Source organism: Streptomyces sp. DvalAA-43 (assembly GCF_900091725.1).
Classification (GTDB): Bacteria; Actinomycetota; Actinomycetes; order Streptomycetales; family Streptomycetaceae; genus Streptomyces; species Streptomyces pulveraceus.
Map to the genome: position 1 here is coordinate 1 of NZ_FMBW01000081.1, position 18812 is coordinate 18812.

General features: G+C 71.8%; 11 protein-coding genes. All 11 read right to left on the reverse strand.

Features of this window, described 5'->3' with window-relative positions:
* Nucleotides 1–492, reverse strand: a 492-nt coding sequence (locus tag GA0115234_RS33975) for an NAD(P)-binding domain-containing protein (protein WP_161275715.1), incomplete at its 3' end; no start/stop codon positions are given.
* Between the two features lie 77 nt (nucleotides 493–569).
* Nucleotides 570–1142, reverse strand: a complete 573-nt coding sequence (gene ilvN / locus GA0115234_RS33980) for an acetolactate synthase small subunit (RefSeq protein ID WP_093549448.1) — start codon at nucleotides 1140–1142, stop codon at nucleotides 570–572.
* A 14-nt stretch (nucleotides 1143–1156) separates the two neighbouring features.
* Nucleotides 1157–3061, reverse strand: a complete 1905-nt coding sequence (locus tag GA0115234_RS33985) for an acetolactate synthase large subunit (protein WP_093549450.1) — start codon at nucleotides 3059–3061, stop codon at nucleotides 1157–1159.
* A 127-nt stretch (nucleotides 3062–3188) separates the two neighbouring features.
* Entirely contained in the window at nucleotides 3189–3965 is a 777-nt protein-coding gene (locus tag GA0115234_RS33990) for a 4'-phosphopantetheinyl transferase family protein (RefSeq protein WP_256088889.1), read from the reverse strand.
* Between the two features lie 43 nt (nucleotides 3966–4008).
* Nucleotides 4009–5301, reverse strand: coding sequence for an MFS transporter (locus tag GA0115234_RS33995; RefSeq protein ID WP_093549452.1), 1293 nt, complete (start codon nucleotides 5299–5301; stop codon nucleotides 4009–4011).
* Nucleotides 5286–6764 carry an argininosuccinate lyase gene (gene argH / locus GA0115234_RS34000; protein ID WP_093549454.1) on the reverse strand — a complete coding sequence of 493 codons (1479 nt, stop codon included), beginning with the start codon at nucleotides 6762–6764 and terminating at the stop codon, nucleotides 5286–5288. Before argH ends, GA0115234_RS33995 begins: the two co-directional genes overlap by 16 nt.
* Nucleotides 6761–8026 (reverse strand): ATP-grasp domain-containing protein, encoded by a 1266-nt coding sequence (locus GA0115234_RS34005; protein ID WP_093549456.1) that lies wholly within the window; start codon nucleotides 8024–8026, stop codon nucleotides 6761–6763. Before GA0115234_RS34005 ends, argH begins: the two co-directional genes overlap by 4 nt.
* Complete coding sequence (locus GA0115234_RS34010; RefSeq protein WP_176729351.1) at nucleotides 8023–9072, reverse strand: PLP-dependent cysteine synthase family protein; 1050 nt, start codon at nucleotides 9070–9072, stop codon at nucleotides 8023–8025. Before GA0115234_RS34010 ends, GA0115234_RS34005 begins: the two co-directional genes overlap by 4 nt.
* Before the next feature lies 1 nt (nucleotide 9073).
* Nucleotides 9074–9991, reverse strand: a complete 918-nt coding sequence (locus tag GA0115234_RS34015; RefSeq protein WP_093549458.1) for a GHMP family kinase ATP-binding protein — start codon at nucleotides 9989–9991, stop codon at nucleotides 9074–9076.
* Between the two features lie 187 nt (nucleotides 9992–10178).
* Nucleotides 10179–17264, reverse strand: a complete 7086-nt coding sequence (locus GA0115234_RS34020; protein ID WP_093549460.1) for a non-ribosomal peptide synthetase — start codon at nucleotides 17262–17264, stop codon at nucleotides 10179–10181.
* The coding region (locus GA0115234_RS34025; RefSeq protein ID WP_141718521.1) for a non-ribosomal peptide synthetase at nucleotides 17261–18812 on the reverse strand (1552 nt) is incomplete at its 5' end. The genes GA0115234_RS34025 and GA0115234_RS34020, both read right to left, overlap by 4 nt.

The window sequence follows — 18812 nt, forward strand, 5'->3', positions numbered from 1 at the left end:
TGCCAGGCCGTTGCCCGAGGGGTCCTGCTCGACGGCCACGATGCACGGAACACCACGGCCCTCCTCGTACTGACGGCGCACCAGGTGCCCCGGGCCCTTCGGCGCGACCATGCAGACGTCCACACCGGCCGGCGGCTTGATGAAGTCGAAACGGATGTTCAGGCCGTGCCCGAAGAACAGCGCGTCGCCGTCCTCGAGGTTGTCCTTGATGGACTCCTCGTAGACCTGGGCCTGGATCGGGTCCGGGACCAGGATCATGATGACGTCGGCCTCGGCCGCCGCCTCGGACGGCGTCACCACACGCAGACCCTGTTCCTCGGCCTTCGCCCTGGACTTCGAGCCCTCGTGCAGCCCCACCCGGACATCGACACCCGAGTCACGCAGCGACAGCGCGTGGGCGTGGCCCTGGCTGCCGTAACCGATGACCGCGACCTTGCGGCCCTGGATGATGGACAGGTCGGCATCGTCGTCGTAGAACAGCTCGGCGGGCATGGTGGTTCTCCTTGATTCCTGGAACGTGAGGGTGTGCGGACGGGAAAGCGGAACGCGGTTGCGGGTACGGGGCGGTGTCAGGCGCTCTGTGCCTCGGCCGTCGCCGGGGTGGCGGCCGGGGTGAGGCGGATCGGCCGGGCCTCGCGCGCGGAGCGGTCGGCCAGGGCCCTGGAGCCGCGCCCGATCGCGATCGCGCCGGACTGGACGAGCTCCTTGATGCCGAAGCCCGCGAGCATCCGGAGCATCGCGTCGAGCTTGTCGCCGGAGCCGGTCGCTTCGAGGGTGACGGCGTCGGGCGAGACATCGACTGTCCTGGCCCGGAACAGTTCGGCGATCTGGACGATCTGGGCCCGGGTGCCGTTGCCGGCGCTCACCTTGACCAGGACCAGTTCGCGCTGGACGGCGGAGTCCGCCTCCAGCTCGACGATCTTGAGGACGTTGACCAGCTTGTTGAGCTGCTTGGTCACCTGCTCCAGGGCCAGTTCGTGGTCGACTCTGACGACGATGGTGATGCGGGAGAGCTCGGGGTGTTCGGTGGTGCCGACCGCGAGCGAGTCGATGTTGAAGCCGCGGCGTGAGAACAGGGCGGCGACACGGGCGAGGATGCCGGGCGTGTCCTCGACCAGGACGGAGAGCGTGTGCTGGGACATGTCAGAGGGTCCTCTCAGTCGTCCGCAAAGTCGCCGAAGTCGGGGCGTACGTCGCGTGCGGCCATGATGTCGTCGTTGGAGGTGCCGGCGGGGACCATCGGCCACACCATCGCGTCCTCGTGGACGATGAAGTCCACCACGACGGGGCGGTCGTTGATCGCGTTGGCCTTGTCGATGATCGCGTCGAGCTCATAGGGGTTCTCGCAGCGCAGGCCCACACAGCCCATCGCCTCGGAGAGCTGTACGAAGTCCGGGACCCGGGTGCCGCGGTTGGTGTCGGATCCCACTCCGCGGGTCGAGCCGGTGGTGGCGTTGGTGGCGCCGTCGTGGAGCACCGTGTTGGAGAACCGCGCCCCGTAGAAGAGGTTCTGCCACTGGCGGACCATCCCGAGCGCGCCGTTGTTGATGATCGCGACCTTGATCGGGATGTTGTTGAGCGCGCAGGTGGTGAGTTCCTGGTTGGTCATCTGGAAGCAGCCGTCGCCGTCGATCGCCCAGACCGTGCGTTCGGGGCGGCCGGCCTTGGCGCCCATCGCGGCCGGCACGGCGTATCCCATCGTCCCGGCGCCGCCCGAGTTGAACCAGGTGCCCGGCTCCTCGTGCGGCAGGAACTGCGCCGCCCACATCTGGTGCTGGCCCACCCCGGAGGCGAACAGGGTTCCCTGCGGCGCCAGTCGCCCGATCCGTTCGATGACCTGCTGCGGGGAGAGCAGCCCCGGGTCGGCGGGGAGTTCGTAGCCGCGCCGGTAGGTGGTCCGCCACTGGTTCAGCTCCCGCCACCAGGCCGGATATCCCGTCCGGGCGGCCTCGCCGACCCGGCCGTCCTCCTGCTCGGCGCCGACGGCGGCGGCCAGCGCGACCAGGACCTCGCGGGCGTCGCCGACGATGGGAACGTCGGCGTACCGGTTCTTGGAGATCTCCGCCGGGTCGATGTCGGCGTGGACGACCTTGGCGTGCGGGGCGAAGCCGTCCAGCTTGCCGGTGACCCGGTCGTCGAAACGGGCTCCGAGGGCGACGATCAGGTCGGACTTCTGGAGCGCGGCGACCGCCGCGACGTCCCCGTGCATACCGGGCATGCCCACGTGCTGGGGGTGGCTGCCGGGGAAGGCGCCCAGTGCCATCAGGGTGGTGACCACGGGCGCCCCGGTGAGTTCGGCCAGGGTGCGCAGCTCGTCCGTGGCGCGTGCCTTGAGCACACCGCCGCCGACGTAGAGGACCGGGCGGCGCGAGGCGCCGATGAGCCTGGCGGCTTCGCGGATCTGCTTGGCGTGCGGCTTGGTGACCGGGCGGTAGCCGGGCAGGTCCGTCGTGGTGGGCCAGCTGAACGTGGTCTGCGCCTGGAGGGCGTCCTTGGCGATGTCGATGAGTACTGGTCCGGGGCGGCCGGTCGAGGCGATGTGGAAGGCCTCCGCGACCGTCCGCGGGATGTCGTCGGCGTTCGTGACGAGGAAGTTGTGCTTGGTGATCGGCATGGTGATGCCGGCGATGTCGGCCTCCTGGAAGGCGTCCGTGCCGATCGCGGTGGAGGGGACCTGGCCGGTGATCGCGACCAGCGGCACGGAGTCCATGTACGCGTCGGCGATGGGGGTCACCAGATTGGTGGCGCCCGGCCCCGAGGTCGCCATGCACACCCCGACCTTGCCGGTGGCCTGGGCGTATCCGGTGGCCGCGTGTCCGGCGCCCTGTTCGTGGCGGACCAGCACATGACGGACCCGGTCCGAGTCCATCAACGGGTCGTACGCCGGAAGGATGCAGCCACCGGGGATACCGAACACGGTGTCCGCGCCGGCCTCCTCCAGGGAGCGGATGAGGGACTGGGCGCCCGTCACGTGCTCGGCGCCGGTGTCCGGCTGCCCGGCGGTACGGGGCCGCGCTTGCGGGAGGAGGGCCGCGGGGGCCTGCTGCACAGCGTTTGACATCGTCAGTTCCAAAAGTCCGTAGGGGTGTGGGCGAGGACGTATCGGTGACCGGCGGGAGCGGCCGGGAGGTGCGTGCCCGCCGCCGGGTGGTCACCGCATCGGTGCACCCGGCGGACTTCGGTGGCGGTCAGGGCGGGGTTCTTGCCGTCTGCAGGGCGTCGCAGGTGTGCCGTACGACATCGAGTCCGGCGAGCTTCCTGACCAGGAGGCCGTCCGCGGTGAGTTCGCCGCGGACCGCGACCGCCGCCGCGTAGCCACGGTCCACCGGGACGTCGAGCAGGGTCCAGCCGGACGGCGGGTACGGGCCCTCGGGGCCGCCCGAACCGACGTAGTCGAGTGCGGGGTCGCGGCCGAGCCCCGTGCCGAGGCCCTTGAGGTAGGCCTCCTTGCGGGTCCACAGCCGGGCCAGCGCCCGGGGCCTGGCCGGCGGGCTGAGCGCGGCCAGCTCGGCCTGCTCGTCCACGTGCAGCATCGCGGCGAGGTCGGCGGTGCCGTCCTCGTCCGGCACCAGTTCCACATCGACCCCGATGGGGGCCGCCGCGGTTCCGACGACGGCGAGATCGCCCCGGTGGGACAGCGAGAAGAACAGCCGCTCGTCGGCGTCGAGCACGGTGGGCCGGCCGTGCGGTCCGCCGCAGCAGGGGCAGGTGTCCCGGCCGAAGTGGACCTCCTCGGGCCGCAGGCTCAGGTACGAGCCGAGCAGCCGGCGAAGGGCGACATGCGCGGCCGTGAACCGGGTCCGGTCGGCGGCGTGCATGAGGGTGGCGGCACGTTGACGCTCGGTCGCGTCGAGTACCTGTTCGTCCAGGATGCCGGTGGGGACATCCGAGACCCGCAGGAGCCAGAGATCGAGTGAGCCAGGGGGTGGCAGCTCACGGACGACCCACGGCAGGGTTTGTTCCACGGGGTCTCTCCTGTTCGTACGAGAGTGACAGGCGAGTCGGGTCTCACGGCGTCACCGGCGCGACCGGCAGGTCGCGCCTTCGGCGCAGCGGCCCGATCAGAAGGAGCAGCGGGGTCAGGGCGAGTCCCGCGGTGAGCAGCCACAGGGTGGGCCGCAGTCCGAGGGCGGTGCCGAGGATCCCGCCGAGCAGGGAACCGAAGGGGATGGCGCCGAAGTTCGCCACCGAGACGCTGGCCGAGACGCGGCCGAGCAGCTGGGGCGGACAGTAGCGCTGACGGAACGCCCCCTGGATCACGTTGGCGAGCACCACGCCGAGCGAGAGGACCGCGCTTCCGACCACCAGGGCGGACAGCGTCCAGTCCGTTCCGGTCATCGGGATGAGCAGGGCGAACGGTGCGCTGGCGATCGTGGCGATCAGCAGTCCCCGGGCCGAACCGAACCGTGCGATCAGGCGTTTCGCGGTGGTGGCCCCGAGGATCCCGCCGATGCTGCTGGACGCGAGGAGCCAGCCGGTGGCGCCTTCGGGTACCCCGAGCTCACGGATGATGAAGACCGGCAGGATCGCCGCCTCGGCCGTCAGGAACAGGTTGGTGGCGGTGCCGTACAGGGTGAGGACGCGCAGGTACGGGTCCTTGAAGGTGTAGCGCACGCCCTCCTTGATGTCCTGTCGCAAAGCCCGCTGTTCCTCGGGTTTCTCCGGGCGCGGTTCGGTGCGCCGGATGCCGAGCAGGCAGAGCGCGGAGACGAGGAAAGTCACCGAGTTGACGAGGAGGCCGGAGGCGGCGCCGAACGCCTGGGCCAGCAGACCGCCGCCGCCGAGCCCCGCGACCTGGGCCACCGATTCGCTGCCCTGGAGCTTGGCGTTGGCCTCCTGGAGGTCCTCGGACTCGACGATGGAAGGGAGGTAGACCTTGTACGAGATCCCGAAGAACACCGCGGCGAACCCGTTGATCAGCGCCACGACCAGCAATTGGGTCATCGTCAGCACGCCGAGCCAGCCGGCCACCGGAACGCTGGCCAGGAGCACCAGCGGGACCAGGTTGCAGATCAGCATGATCGGGCGGCGTCGCATCCGGTCCACCCAGGCACCCGCGGGCAGGCCGATGAGCAGCCAGGGCAGCCAGGGCGCGGCGGCCAGCACGCTCACCCAGAAGGTGCTCGCGTCGAGCGTCACCACGGCCACCAGGGGCATGGCGACCCCGGTGATGTTGATGCCGACGCGGTTGGTCGTCTCGCCGAGCCACAGCAGCCGGAAGTCGTGGTGGCGGAGCAGTCCGCTGCGCGGCGGCCGCTTCTCCGCCTCCCGGGGAGGGCGTTCGGTCAGGCGTGCCGACATGTCGTCACCGCCTCGGTCACGGCCTGCGTCAGCAGTGCGGCTCCGTCCGACCAGCGGGCGCGCCGCGCGGTGGACTCGGCCCTGAGGGCGTCCCGTAGGGCTTCCAGGGCACGGATTCCGTCGGCCGTGGAGCCGGGTCCGCCGCCGTGGGCGCACGCCGCGGCCACCCGGTCGGGGGCCAGGGCGCCGTCGTCGACGGCGGCGAACCGTGCCGCGTCCACCAGCGACCGGCCGGATTCCAGGGCGCCGAGCACGGTCTCGCCGACCTGGTGGTGGGCGGCCCGGAACGGTGTCCCGTCCAGGACGAGCCGCTCCGCGAGGTACGTGGCCGAGGTGAAACCGTCCTCGGCGCGGGCCGTCATGCGTTCCCGTTCCGGTTCCGTGCCCGCCACCACCAGGCTCAGCAGCGTCACCGCGTCGGTGGTGCTGCTCAGACCGGGCCAGAGGTGCCGTACGGACTCGGTGCCCACCGCGATGGCGTTGGTGTAGCCGCCGGTGGTCATCGCGGACGCCGCGCCGACGAAGGCGCCGAGACCGGCGGTGGATCTGCCCTGGATGTGTTCGAGCAGGAAGGGGTTGCGCTTCTGCGGCATCATCGAGCTGGAGCCGACGAGGGTGTCGCCGACCCGCAGCAGTCCGAACTCCTCCGAGGTCCAGGTGCTCAGGTCGCGTCCGGCGCGGGCGAGCGCGACGCCGAGGACGGCGGAGGCGGACAGCAGGCCGAGCACGAAGTCCCGGGAGGCGACCGCGTCGACCGAGTTGGTCGCGGCGGAGCTGAAGCCGAGCAGTTCGGCGGTGCGCCGGGGGTCGATGGGGACGGAGGTTCCGCCGATCGCGCCGGCGCCCAGCGGGTTGACGTCGAGCTGGCGTCCGGCGTCGAGCAGCGACTCGTACGCGCGCAGCACCGCGCCGGCGACTCCGGCGAGGTAGTGGCCGTAGCTGATCGGTACGGCCGGCTGGCCGTGGGTGTAGGCGGGCATGATCACGTCGCGGTACTCCTCGGCCTTCGCCAGGAGCACCCCCGCCAGCCGGTCGACCGCGTCGAGCAGTGCGCGGTAGGGGCCGCGCGTCTTGAGCCGGGTGGTGGTGGCGTTGAGGTCGTTGCGCGACCGGCCGGTGTGCAGGATGCCGCCGGTCTCGTCGCCCAGCCGGTCGATGAGGTGTCCCTCGTACGCCAGGTAGACGCCGCGTGGCATCGGGGTGGCCCGGACCGGTGCGAAGTCCTGTCCGCGCAGTTCCTCGATGGTGCGCAGCAGGGCCGCGGCCCGGTCCGCGTCGACGATGCCGCGCTCGGTGAGCATGATCAGGTGGGCCCGGTCGACCTCGCTGATGCAGCGCAGCTCCTCGCCGAGTCCGTCCGCGGTGTCCGGCAGGTACTGGTCGTAGACGATGCGGTGCGCCTCGGCGTCGAGCGCGGCCTTGAGCCGGCCGGTGTCGACGCCCCGCGCTGTCGCCGCGGTCATGCGAATGCCTCCTCGGTGTGCAGGTCCGCGTAGGACACGGCCTCGCCGAGCAGGGCCACGGCCCGGTCGGCGGCCTCGGCCGCCCGGACCGAGCGGTCGGCGACGGCGATGGCGTGGCCGACGCGGCCCCGGAAGTCCTCGGCGGGGCCGACGGGTTCGCCCGGGGCGCGGTAGAGCACGGCCTCGACGGCGCCGGGTACGGTGCGGGCGCGGGCCACGGCTTCCGTGAGGGTGCCGGACCGGGCGAGGATGCCGTCCTGTGCCGCGGTGAGGAACCGGATCGAGGCGCGGGCGTATCCGGAGCGCTCCAGCTCGGGAGCGTTGCCGAGCGCGGCCAGCACCTGGGCGCGCACCAGGTCGATCCCGCAGGCCCTGCGGACGAGTTCGGGGATCATGCCGCCGGCCAGCCGGGGGTTGACCTCGATGACCTCGGCGGTCCGGGGTCCGGTCAGGCGCAGTTCGACATGGGCGGCCCCCCAGCCGAGGCCGAGCGCCCGCACCGCGCGGACCGCGGACTCGCGCAGCGCGATCTCCTGTTCGCCGGGCAGGGCGGCCGGTACGTCGTGGCCGATCTCGACGAAGGAGGGCAGCGCGCCGACGTGCTTGGCGACGGTGACGACGGCGTCGGTGCCGAACACCTCGACGGAGAACTCCGGCCCCGTCAGGTACTCCTCGACCAGGATCCGGCCCGGGGCGGCGATGCCCCGCTCGTTGACGGTGGCCGCCAGCAGCGTCCCGGCGTGTTCGGCGACCTCGTCGAGGTCCGCGCAGAGCCGTACGCCCAGACTCCCCGATCCCTGCACCGGTTTGACCACCACGGGCAGTCCGATGGAGCGGGCCGCGGTGAGCGCGTCGGAGACCTCGGAGACCACGGCGAAGTCCGGCGAGCCGACGCCCGCGTCGGTGAGCACCCGGCGCTGCTCGGCCTTGTCGCGGCAGGCCCGTACGGCCTCGGCCGAGGGGCCGGGCAGCCCGAGCCGGTAGGCCAGCGCGGCGGTGGTCGGTACGTAGTACTCGGAGCTGGTCAGGACGCCCGCGATGGTGGCGCCGTCCTCCAGGGTGCGGACGGCCGCCCACAGCGCGGCCTCGTCGGAGGTGTCCACGACGACCGTCCGCAGCCGGTCCTCGGCGGCGTACGGGTAGCGGGCCGGGTCCGCGCACAGCAGTACGGGCACCACGCCCAGCTCGGCCGCGCGCCGCGCGAACAGCCGTCCCGTACCGGTGGTGTTGCTCTCCACCAGGAGCAGCAGGCTCTCGCTCATGACTCGACCACCGGCATCACCACGTCGTCGAAGCCGCGGCGGGCCCACAGCAGCCTCGACCAGGCGGCGGTGGCGTCCAGCGGGTGCTCGACGGTGACCGGGCCGTCGACGGCCGGGGCGGGGACGATCCCCTGCTCGCTCAGCCAGCTGTCGTTGTAGACCGTGGACTGGTAGCGGTAGCCCTCGTCCGGGAGCACCATCACGACGGTGCTGTCCGGGTTCTGTTCGGCCCACCACGACGCCACCTGGAAGGACGCGCCGCTGGTCGGGCCCATGAACAGGCCGTGTTCGCGGTAGAGCTGGTGGGTCGCGTGGAACGCCTCGGGGGCCGTCACCCAGTGGACCTCGTCGTACGCCGCGTGCTTGACGTTGCCCGGGTGGATGCTGCTGCCGAGCCCGCGCAGCATGCGCGGTCCGTCCGGGCTGCCGAAGATGATGCTGCCCTGGGTGTCCACGCCGACCAGGTGCAGTGCCGGGCCGGTCTGCCGCAGCGCCGCGGCGAGTCCGCCGGTGGAGCCGCCCGAACCCACCGGTCCGACCAGGCAGTCCACGGCGCCGACGGTGGTGCCGATCAGGTCGGCGACGATGCCGTACGCGCCCGGGTTGTCGGGGTTGTCGTACTGGCCGGGGACGAAGGCGTCCGGGTGCTGCCGGCGCAGCTCGGCGACGCGGGCGAGCCGGGCGCCCTGGATGCCGCCGGCCTGCCCGGTGTGCTCGACGATCTCCACCGTCGTGCCGAGCATTTCGAGCCGGGTGCGCAGGTCCCGGTCGATCGCCGAGTCGCCGACGATGGTCAGCGGGTAGCCGCGCAGGCGGCAGACCATGGCCAGGCCCAGGGCGAAGGTGCCCGAGGAGGTCTCGATGATCCGGGTGCCCGGGGAGATCAGGCCGGCCGCCTCGGCCCGGTCGAGTATGTAGCGGGCGGGCAGCAGCTTCATCAGGCTGAAGGCCGCGGCGTAGAGGTTGTCGGTCACCTTGATGATGCGTGGCAGCTCCGTGGCCTCCACGATCGAGGAGTGAGCCTTGGGCAGAGTCGTCGTCGTCATGTCAGTCACCCGTTGTGTAGTTCCACTGCTCGTGAATTCCGAGCTCTTGCAGGAGGTCCTGTGCCAGGTCGGTCCGCGCCTCGACCTCGGGGTCGTCCCGGTCGAAGAGAAGACCGGCGATGTCCCCGCTGTGCGCCGCCTGTACGCCGACGGCTCCGGTGGTCCGCGCGATGTCCCGGATGCGGTCGAGGTCCGGTATCGGCAGATGCCGCTGGTTGATCTCCGTACTGGCCGTGGCCACCGAGCCCAGCAGGGCCACGTCCTTCATCTGGATGGCCTCCCGCAGCATCGCCTGGAGCCGGGTGAAGAGGTCGATGTCGTCCTGCCCGTAGCGGGCCGGCGAGAGGGCCAGGGTGTCCACGCCCCGCCCGCCGCCCTCGGGCCGCGAGCCGAAGCCGAGGACCCGCAGGGCGGGCATCCGGTAGCCGAAGTCCTCGATCACCGTGCCCTCGCGCTGGGCGAAGAGGACGGTCGACTCCTCGAACATCAGGGAGTCGGACGCGGTCTCCGCACGCACCGCGATCCGGGCGACCTCCTGCGGCGGCAGCGGGCTGACGAACGCGTCCTTCACCGCCCAGATGGCGGCGAGCACATCGCTGGTGGACGAGCCGAAGCCCCGGCACAGCGGGACGTCGCCGGTGAGGTCGAGATGGCCGCCCGCCGGCTCGGCGCCCGGTGGTGTCACGGCGCGGACCGCGAGTTCGGCCGCGCGCCGTGCCTTGCCCTTCCAGTCCGGCGTGACGGTGACCTCGGCACCGGGGGCGGGGATGAACGTCGCACGGGTCGCGTGAATGGTGCAGGGAAGAGTGACGAGACCTCGGGTGAGCCCGCCGTCACCGGGGAACACGCCTTGCAGGATCTCGCCGTGGTGGACGGGGGCTGAAGCTACCCCGACACGCCAGCCGGAATGATCAACCATTTCCTTGACTTTCTGTTGCCGGGAGCCGTGGCCTGCGGATGGGTTCACGCTATGCAGGCCGGAACCCGCGGCCCGGCGGCATGAGCGGCAGCACGCGGGCAATTCGGGGTACGGGGACGGCGGCGCACGCGAAGGTGCCCGGGTCCGCCGTCATCGGCGGACCCGGGCACCTGTGGTGCGCCCAGGGTCAGTGACGCACCCCGCGCAACTCCTCGGCCAGCGCCTTTCCTATCTCGCGCAGCGGTTCGGCGGTGGTCATGTCCCAGTGCTCGCAGTCGATGTCGTACTCCTCGACCCGGCCCGCGACATGGGGTGCCCAGGCGTCGGCGCCGCCCGAGGCGGCCGGTGTGCGGGCGGCGTTGAAGAACACCGCGTCGCCGCCGAACCGCCGCCGGGGGACGTACCGGTAGCGCATCTCCAGGTTGCCGGCCGTCGCGGCGACGACCGCCGCGGCCTGGGCCGGTTCCAGCGCGCCCAGGATCGCGTCCTCGGCGCGCAGCACGCCGGCCAGCTCCTCGGCGTCCGGGGCGGTGTCGGCGCACCGCACGTCGAGTCCGGCGCCGCGGCCGCCGAGCAGGGCGGTCAGCACCTCCCGGCCGGTGATGGCGGGTGGCCGGAAACCGTCGGGCAGCGGGTAGGAGTCGAGCAGCGCCAGGATGGCCACCTCCTCGCCCTGCTCCTCCAGCCTGGCGGCGATGGCGTGCGCCACCAGACCGCCGAACGACCAGCCGAGCAGGTGGTACGGGCCGTGGGCCTGGACGGAGCGGATCTCGGCCACGTAGCCGTCGGCCATCTCCTCGATCCCGGCCGGCCGGTCCGAGGGGCTGGTCAGCTCCTTCGCCTGGAGCCCGATCAGCGGCCGCCGCCCGCCGATGTGCCGGAGGAGTCCGGCGTACGACCAGCTCATCCCGGAGATCGCGTGGACGCAGAACAGCGGGGCCTCGGTGCCGGAGCCGGACGCGGCCCGGATGGGCAGCAGCGTCTCCATCGGGTCGCCGCCGGTGTTGGTGGCGATGTGTTCGGCGAGCAGCACCGGCGTCGGGTACTGGAACAGGTCCCGGATGGTGACGCGGGTGTCCCAGATGGAGCGGATCCGGCCGATCAGCCGGGTGGCGAGCAGCGAGTGGCCGCCCAGTTGGAAGAAGTGGTCGTCGATGGTGACCGAGGTCAGCCCCAGGACGTCCGCGAAGAGGCCGCACAGGACTTCTTCCGCCGGGGTGCGCGGCTCGCGTCCTCCCGCGGTGTCGGTCTGCTGCGGCTCGGGCAGCGCACGGCGGTCGAGCTTGCCGTTGACCGTCAGGGGCAGTGCCTCCAGCGGCACGATCGTGGCCGGCACCATGTACTCGGGCAGGGCGGCGACCGCGTGCCGGCGCAGCTCGGTCAGGTCCGGCCGGCTGCCTTCGGTGGGCACCACGTACGCCACCAGCCGTTTGTCACCGGGCCGGTCCTCGCGGATCAGCACCGCCACCTGGGCGAGGGAGGGGTGCCGCAGCAGTGCCGATTCGATCTCACCCGGCTCGATGCGGAATCCCCGCAGCTTGATCTGCTGGTCGGCCCGGCCGAAATACTCCAGCGCGCCGTCCTGGCTCCAGCGGGCCAGGTCGCCGGTCCGGTACATCCGTGAGCCCGGCGCACCGTGCGGGTCGGCGACGAACCGCTCCGCGCTCAGTGCGGGCTGTCCGATGTAGCCGTGGGCGAGGCCGTGTCCGGCGACATAGAGCTCGCCGGGGACGCCCGGCGGAAGCTGCCGGAGGTTCTCGTCGAGCACGTAGGCGTGCTTGCCGGCGATGGGCCGTCCGATCGGGATGGCCGGTTCCGGGCGGGTGAGGGTGTGGGCGGTGGTGAAGCCCATGCTCTCGGCCGGTCCGTAACCGTTGACGAGGTGGAGGTGGGGGTGGTCGGCGAGTGCCTTGGCGGTGTGGGCGGGTGAGGCGGCCTCACCGGCGGTCATGGCCTCCTTGATCCGGGAGAAGACCGCCGGGTGCTCGTCGAGCATGTGGTTGAAGAGGCTCGCCGACATCTGGAGAGTAGTGATCCCGTGCCGCTCCACCAGCTCCGCGATCTGGTGCGGGTCGGTGTGCTGGCCGGGCTGGAGGACGCAGACACCGCCGTGCAGGAGCGGTCCGAAGACCTCCAGGGCGAAGGCGTCCCACGACACCGGGGAGCTCTGCAGATAGGTCTGCCCGGGGCCGAAGTCCAGGTAGTCGGGGCCGATGAACGTGGCGGCCAGTGCCCGGTGCGAGGCGGCGACCCCCTTGGGGACTCCGGTGGATCCGGAGGTGAACATCACGCAGGCGAGGGACTCGGGGTGCCCGCCCGTCTCCACCGGGGTCCCGGGCAGCGCGCTGATCGTGGGTATCTCCGCGGTCAGGTCGACCAGGGTGGCCGGGGTCGACAGGGCCGTCAGGTGGGCCTGGGTGACCAGTGCCGCCGGGTCGGTCTGCCCGAGCACGGTGTTCAGCCGGTCGGCCGGGAACTGCGGGTCGAGCAGGGTGTATCCGGCCCCGGTCTTCAGTGCGGCGAGCAGGGTGGCGATCAGTTGCGGGGACCGTTCCAGATGGATGGCGACGATGCTGCCCGGGGTGACCCCGCGCGCCGTCAGGTGGCGGGCCAGCCGGTTGGACCAGATGTCCAGCTCCTGGTACGTGACCTGCTGTTCCTCGTGGACCAGCGCCACCGAGTGCGGGGTGCGGGCGGCCTGCTCCGTGAAGAGCGCGTCGAGCCCGAGGGCGGGCGCCGGCGACTGGGCTCCGCTCCACTCCCGCAGCTGCTCCCGCTCGTGCCCGGACACCATCTCCAGCTCGGCGAGCGGGAGATCGGGGGTGGCCACGGCGCCGGTGAGGAGCCGGACCAGGCGGTCCGCCGTGGCCTCGATGGTGCGGGCGTCGTACAGGTCGGTGGTGTACTCGACGAGTATGTCGAGGCCGTCGGGGCGGCCGTCGGCGGCGCGGTTCTCGGCGAACGCGAAGGTGAGGTCGAACTTGGCGACGGAGACCGGCGGGATGGCGAACTCGCTCTCCAGTCCGGCCAGTCGGGGGGCCTCACTGCTGGTGTCGCCGACGGTGAGCATGACCTGGAAGAGGGGGTGGCGGGCGGTGGTGCGCTCGGGGTTGAGGGCTTCGACCAGCCGGTCGAACGGCAGGTCCTGGTGGGCCCAGGCGGCGAGGTCGGTCTCGCGGACCCGGGTGAGGAGCTCGCGGAAGCTGGGGGCGCCGCTGGTGTCGGTGCGCAGGACGAGGGTGTTGACGAAGAAGCCGACGAGGTCGTCGAGCTTCTGGTCGGTGCGGCCCGCGACGGGTGAGCCGAGCGGGATGTCGTGCCCGGCGCCGGAGCGGGACAGCAGGGTCGCCACGGCCGCCTGGGCCACCATGAACAGGGTGGTCCCGGTGTCCTGGGCCAGCTCCATCAGGGCGGTGTGCAGTTCGGCGGGGCAGTGCACGGCGTGGGTGCGGCCGCGGTTGGAGGCGACGGCGGGGCGGGCGTGGTCGGCGGGGAGCGTGGCCTCCTCCGGCAGGTCGGCGAGCACCTCGCGCCAGTGGTCGAGCTGGCGTTCCTCGTCGCGTTCCAGGAGTCGTTGCTGCCAGAGGGAGTAGTCGGCGTACTGGACCGGCAGCGGTTCCCATGCGGGGGCGGCGCCCTCGGTGCGGGCCTCGTAGGCGGTGGCCAGGTCGCGGAAGAGCGGTCCGTTGGACCAGCCGTCGGAGGCGATGTGGTGGATCACGAGCATGAGCACGTGGTCCTCGGCTCCCAGCTTCAGCAGCTGCGCCCGGTAGGGCGGTTCGGCCGCCAGGTCGAAGGTCCGGCCGGCCAGGTCGGCCAGCCGCTCGGTGAGCTCCTCCTCGGTGGTGGTGAGCAGCGGGAGGTCGGCGCCGGTCGGGGGCAGGATGTGCTGGTGGGGGGTGCTCTCATGGGTGGGGAAGACGGTGCGCAGGCCCTCGTGGCGGGTGGTGAGGTCGGTGAGGGCGAGCCGGAGGGCCTGGTGGTCGACGGGGCCCTTGAGCCGCAGGGCGAGCGGGATGTTGTAGGTGGCGGACGGTCCTTCCATCTGGTCGAGGAACCACAGCCGCTGCTGCGCGGAGGAGAGCGGAATGATCTCCGGCCGCTCCTCGGGCACCAGCGCGGGGCGCCGCTCCCCGCTGCCCTCGGCCGCGATCCGCTCGGCCAGTTGCGCGACGGTGGCGTACTGGAACAGGTCCCGGATGGTGATCTCGGTCTCCCACACGGCCCGGATGCGGCTGATGAGGCGGGTGGCGAGCAGGGAGTGTCCGCCGCGCCGGAAGAAGTGGTCGTCGATGGTGACCGACGGCAGTCCGAGAACGGCGGCGAAGAGGCCGCACAGGACTTCCTCGGCGGGTGTGCGGGGCGGGCGTCCCCCGGTGTCGGTGCTCTGCCGGGGCGCGGGCAGGGCGCGCCGGTCGACCTTGCCGTTGGTGGTGAGGGGGATCTCGTCGAGGACGACGAAGGCGGAGGGGACCATGTACTCGGGCAGCGCTCCGGCGAGTTCGCGGTGCACGGCCTCGGTGTCGATCCGGGTGCCGTCGGCGGCGACGAGGTAGGCGGCGAGGCGCTTGTCGCCGGGCCGGTCCTCCCGGACCACGACCGTCGCCTGGCCCACGCTCGCATGGGCGGCCAACGCGCTCTCGATCTCGCCGAGTTCGATCCGGAAGCCCCGCAGCTTGACCTGCTGGTCGGCGCGGCCGAGGTATTCGAGGGAGCCCTCGTGGTTCCAGCGGACCAGGTCGCCCGTGCGGTACATCCGCGTACCGGCCGGACCGTACGGGTCGGCGACGAAGCGGTCCGCCGTCAGCGAGGCACGGTTGAGGTAGCCCTGTGCCAGTCCGGCGCCCGCGATGTACAGCTCGCCGGGGGCGCCCGGCGGGACAAGTCGCAGGCCGTCGTCGAGGACGTAGAGGCGGTGGTTGTCGAGGGGTTCGCCGATCGGGACGGCGCCCACGTAGTCCAGTGGACGGTGGATGCGGTGGGTGGTGGCGAAGGTCGTCGTCTCCGTCGGACCGTAACCGTTGACGACCGTGACGTCCGGGCAGCGGTCCATGACACGGCGCACCGCCTCCGGCGGGACCACGTCACCGCCCGCCCACACCTCACGCACCCCGACGAACGCCTCGGGTGCCTCCTCCGCCATGACGCGGAAGAGACCGGCGGTCATCCAGAGGGCGGTGATCCGGTGCTCGGCCAGCAGCCGCTGGTAGTCGGCGGGGGCGAGGTGGCCGCGCGGTGCCACCACGACCGTGCGGCCGTTGAGCCACGGCACCCAGATCTCGTACGTGGAGGCGTCGAAGGCGGCCGGCGAGTGGAAGAGCACGCGCCGGTGGTTGCCGTTGGCGTACATGGTCTGGGCGGCCAGGTCCGCCACATTGCGGTGGGTGACCGAGACCCCCTTCGGGACCCCCGTCGAACCCGAGGTGAACATCGCGTACACCGGCTGGTCGGGGTGGATGGTGTGGGCCGGGGCGGTGGCGGGCAGCCGGTCGAGGCCGGTGGTGTCGCCGAGGACGACGATCTGCGCGTCGGCTTCCAGGACGACCTGGTGGTCCGAGAGCGCCTGGTCGGTGAGGAGGACCGGTGCCCGGGTGTCGGCCAGGATCTGGACGAGCCGGCTGTCGGGGTCGGTGGTGTTCAGCGGGGCGTACACGGCACCGGCCTTGACCACGGCGAGCAGCGCGGTGAGCAGGTCGGTCGAGCGTTCCATCAGGACGGCGACCACGTCGTGCCGCCGGACCCCGACGTCGATGAGGTGGTGGGCCAGCCGGTTGGTGACCTCGTCGAGTTCCGCGAAGGTCAGGTCGTGGTCCTCGTCCACCAGGGCTATCGCGTCCGGGGTGCGGGCGGCCTGGGCGGCGAACAGCTCCGCCAGACTCATCCCGGACGTTCCGGTGTCGGTGCCGCTCCGCTCCTCCAGGAGAAGCCGCCGCTCGTGCTCGCCGAGGAGGTCGAGGACCGACAGGGGGGTGTCGGGCGAGGTGACCACGGCCTCCAGCAGCCGGTTGAGTCTGGCCATGAGGGCGTCGATGGTCCGGGCGTCGTAGAGGTCGGTGGCGTACTCGATGGTGATGTCCAGGCCGTCCGGGCGGCCGTCGCGGGTGCGGTGCTCGGCGAAGCCGAACGTCAGGTCGAACTTGGCGATCTGCAGGGCGCTGTACTCGGTGCGGGCGTCGAGCCCGGGGAAGCCGATGACGTCCGATCCTGCCTCGCCCATGGTGAGCATCACCTGGAAGAGCGGGTGGCGGGAGGCGGAGCGCTCGGGGTTCAGCACCTCGACGAGCCGGTCGAACGGCAGGTCCTGGTTGTCCCAGGCGGCGAGGTCCGTCCTGCGGACCCGGGAGAGCAGGTCGCGGAAGCTCGGGTCGCCGCTCAGGTCCGTGCGCAGCACCAGGGTGTTGACGAAGAAGCCGACCAGTCCGTCGAGTGCCTCGTCGATACGTCCCGACACCGGGGAGCCGATGGGGATGTCGGATCCGGCCCCGGAGCGGGACAGGGCGGTCGCCACGGCGGCCTGGACCGCCATGAAGAGCGTGGCGCCGGACTCCCGCGCGAGATGGGTCAGACCGATGTGGAGTTCGGCGGGCAGATGGACGTCGCAGGTGGCGCCCACGTACGAGGCGGAGGCGGGACGCGGACGGTCGGCCGGCAGGGTGGCCTCCTCCGGCAGCTCGGCCAGGGCCCGGCTCCAGAAGTCCAGTTGGCGCGCTCCGGCGCTCTCCGGGTCGTCGCCCTCGCCGAGCAGTTCCTGTTGCCAGAGGGTGTAGTCGGCGTACTGGACCGGGAGCGGCTCCCAGTCGGGCACGACGCCCCGGGCGCGGGCTTCGTAGGCGGTGGCGAGGTCCTGGAGCAGGGGCGCGGTCGAGCCGCCGTCCGACACGATGTGGTGCATCACGATGAGCAGTACGTGTTCCTGCTCGCCGAGGGCGATCAGGCGTGCCCGGACCGGGAGGTCCACCGCGAGGTGGAAGACCTGGGCGGACTCCTCGGCGAGCACGGTGGGGAGCGTCGCGGCGTCGGCCGGGATGACCCGCAGTTCGAGTTCCACGTCCTCCTCGGCGAGGATGTCCTGGTACGGGGTGCCGTCCTGGTCGGGGAAGAGGGTGCGCAGGCTCTCGTGTCTGGCGAGCACGTCCAGGAGCGCCGACTGGAGCGCGGCGCGGTCGAGTTCGCCGTTGAGCCGCACGGCGAGCGGGATGTTGTAGGTGGTCGACGGCCCTTCCATCTGGGCGATGAACCAGAGCCGCTGCTGGGCGAATGACAGGGGAATCACTTGGTCACTCCCATCCGGCGCATCGGCCGAAGTCTGGGCCGCGCGGCCTCGGCGCCGTCGAGCTTCTCGACGAGCGTGGCCACGATCGGGTTTTCGAAGAGGGTCGCCACGGAGAGCTCGACCCCGAGTACGGTGCGGATCCGGCCGACGAGCCGGGTGGCGAGGAGCGAGTGCCCGCCGAGGTTGAAGAAGTGGTCGTCGATGGTGACCGAGGGCAGTCCGAGGATCTCCGCGAAGAGTCCGCACAGGACTTCTTCCTTGGCGGTGCGCGGTGCGCGCCCGGTGGTCTCGTTGCTGAACTGCGGTGCGGGCAGGGCGCGTCGGTCGACCTTGCCGTTGACGGTGAGCGGGATCTCGTCGAGGACGACGAAGGCGGACGGGATCATGTAGTCGGGCAACAGCCCGGACACCTGCCGCTGTACGTCCCCGGGTTCGATCCGGGCGCCTTCCTCGGCGGTGAGGTAGGCGACGAGGCGCTTGTCGCCGGGCCGGTCCTCCCGGACCACGACGGTCGCCTGGGCCACGCCCGGCCGGCCGACGAGGACGGTCTCGATCTCGCCCGGCTCGATGCGGAAGCCGCGCAGTTTGACCTGCTGGTCGGCGCGGCCGAGGTATTCGAGGGAGCCCTCGTGGTTCCAGCGGACCAGGTCGCCGGTCCGGTACATCCGGGTGCCGGAAGGACCGTACGGGTCGGCGACGAAGCGGTCCGCCGTCAGTGTCGGGCGGTCGAGATAGCCCTGGGCCAGTCCGGCGCCCGCGATGTAGAGCTCGCCGGGGGTGCCCGGGGGCACCAGCCGCAGACCCTCGTCCAGGACGTAGAGGCGGTGGTTGTCGAGGGGCTCACCGATGGGAAGGGCGCCCGCGTAGTCGAGGGGGCGGTGGATGCGGTGGATGGTGGCGAAGGTGGTGGTCTCCGTCGGACCGTAGCCGTTGACGACCGTGACGTCCGGGCAGTGGTCCATGACACGGCGCACCGCCTCCGGCGGAACCACGTCACCGCCCGCCCACACCTCACGCACCCCGGCGAACGCCTCCGGCACCTCCTCCGCCATGACGCGGAACAGACCCGCCGTCAGCCACAGCGCGGTGATCCGGTGTTCGGCCAGCAGCCGGTGGTAGTCGGCCGGGGCCAGGTGTCCGGCGGGGGCGAGGACAAGGGTGCCGCCGTTGAGCCAGGGCACCCATGTCTCGTACGTCGCGGCGTCGAACGCCATCGCCGAGTGGAACAGCACCCGCGCGTGGTCACCGTTGGCGTACATCGTCTGGGCGGCCAGGTCCGCGACATTGCGGTGCGTGACGGCGACGCCCTTCGGGACGCCCGTCGAGCCGGAGGTGAACATCGCGTACACCGGCTGGTCCGGATGCACCGGCACCCCGGGGTCGGAAGCGTCCGTCGACGCGTCCGCCCCGTCCGTCACCGGCCCCAGCACCCGTACCCCCGCCGGCACCGCCAGCGAGCCCGGGTCCCGGTCCGTCACCAGATGCGTGACCCCGGACTGCCCCACGATCAGCTCGACCCGGTCGGCGGGATAGCGGGTGTCCAGCGGC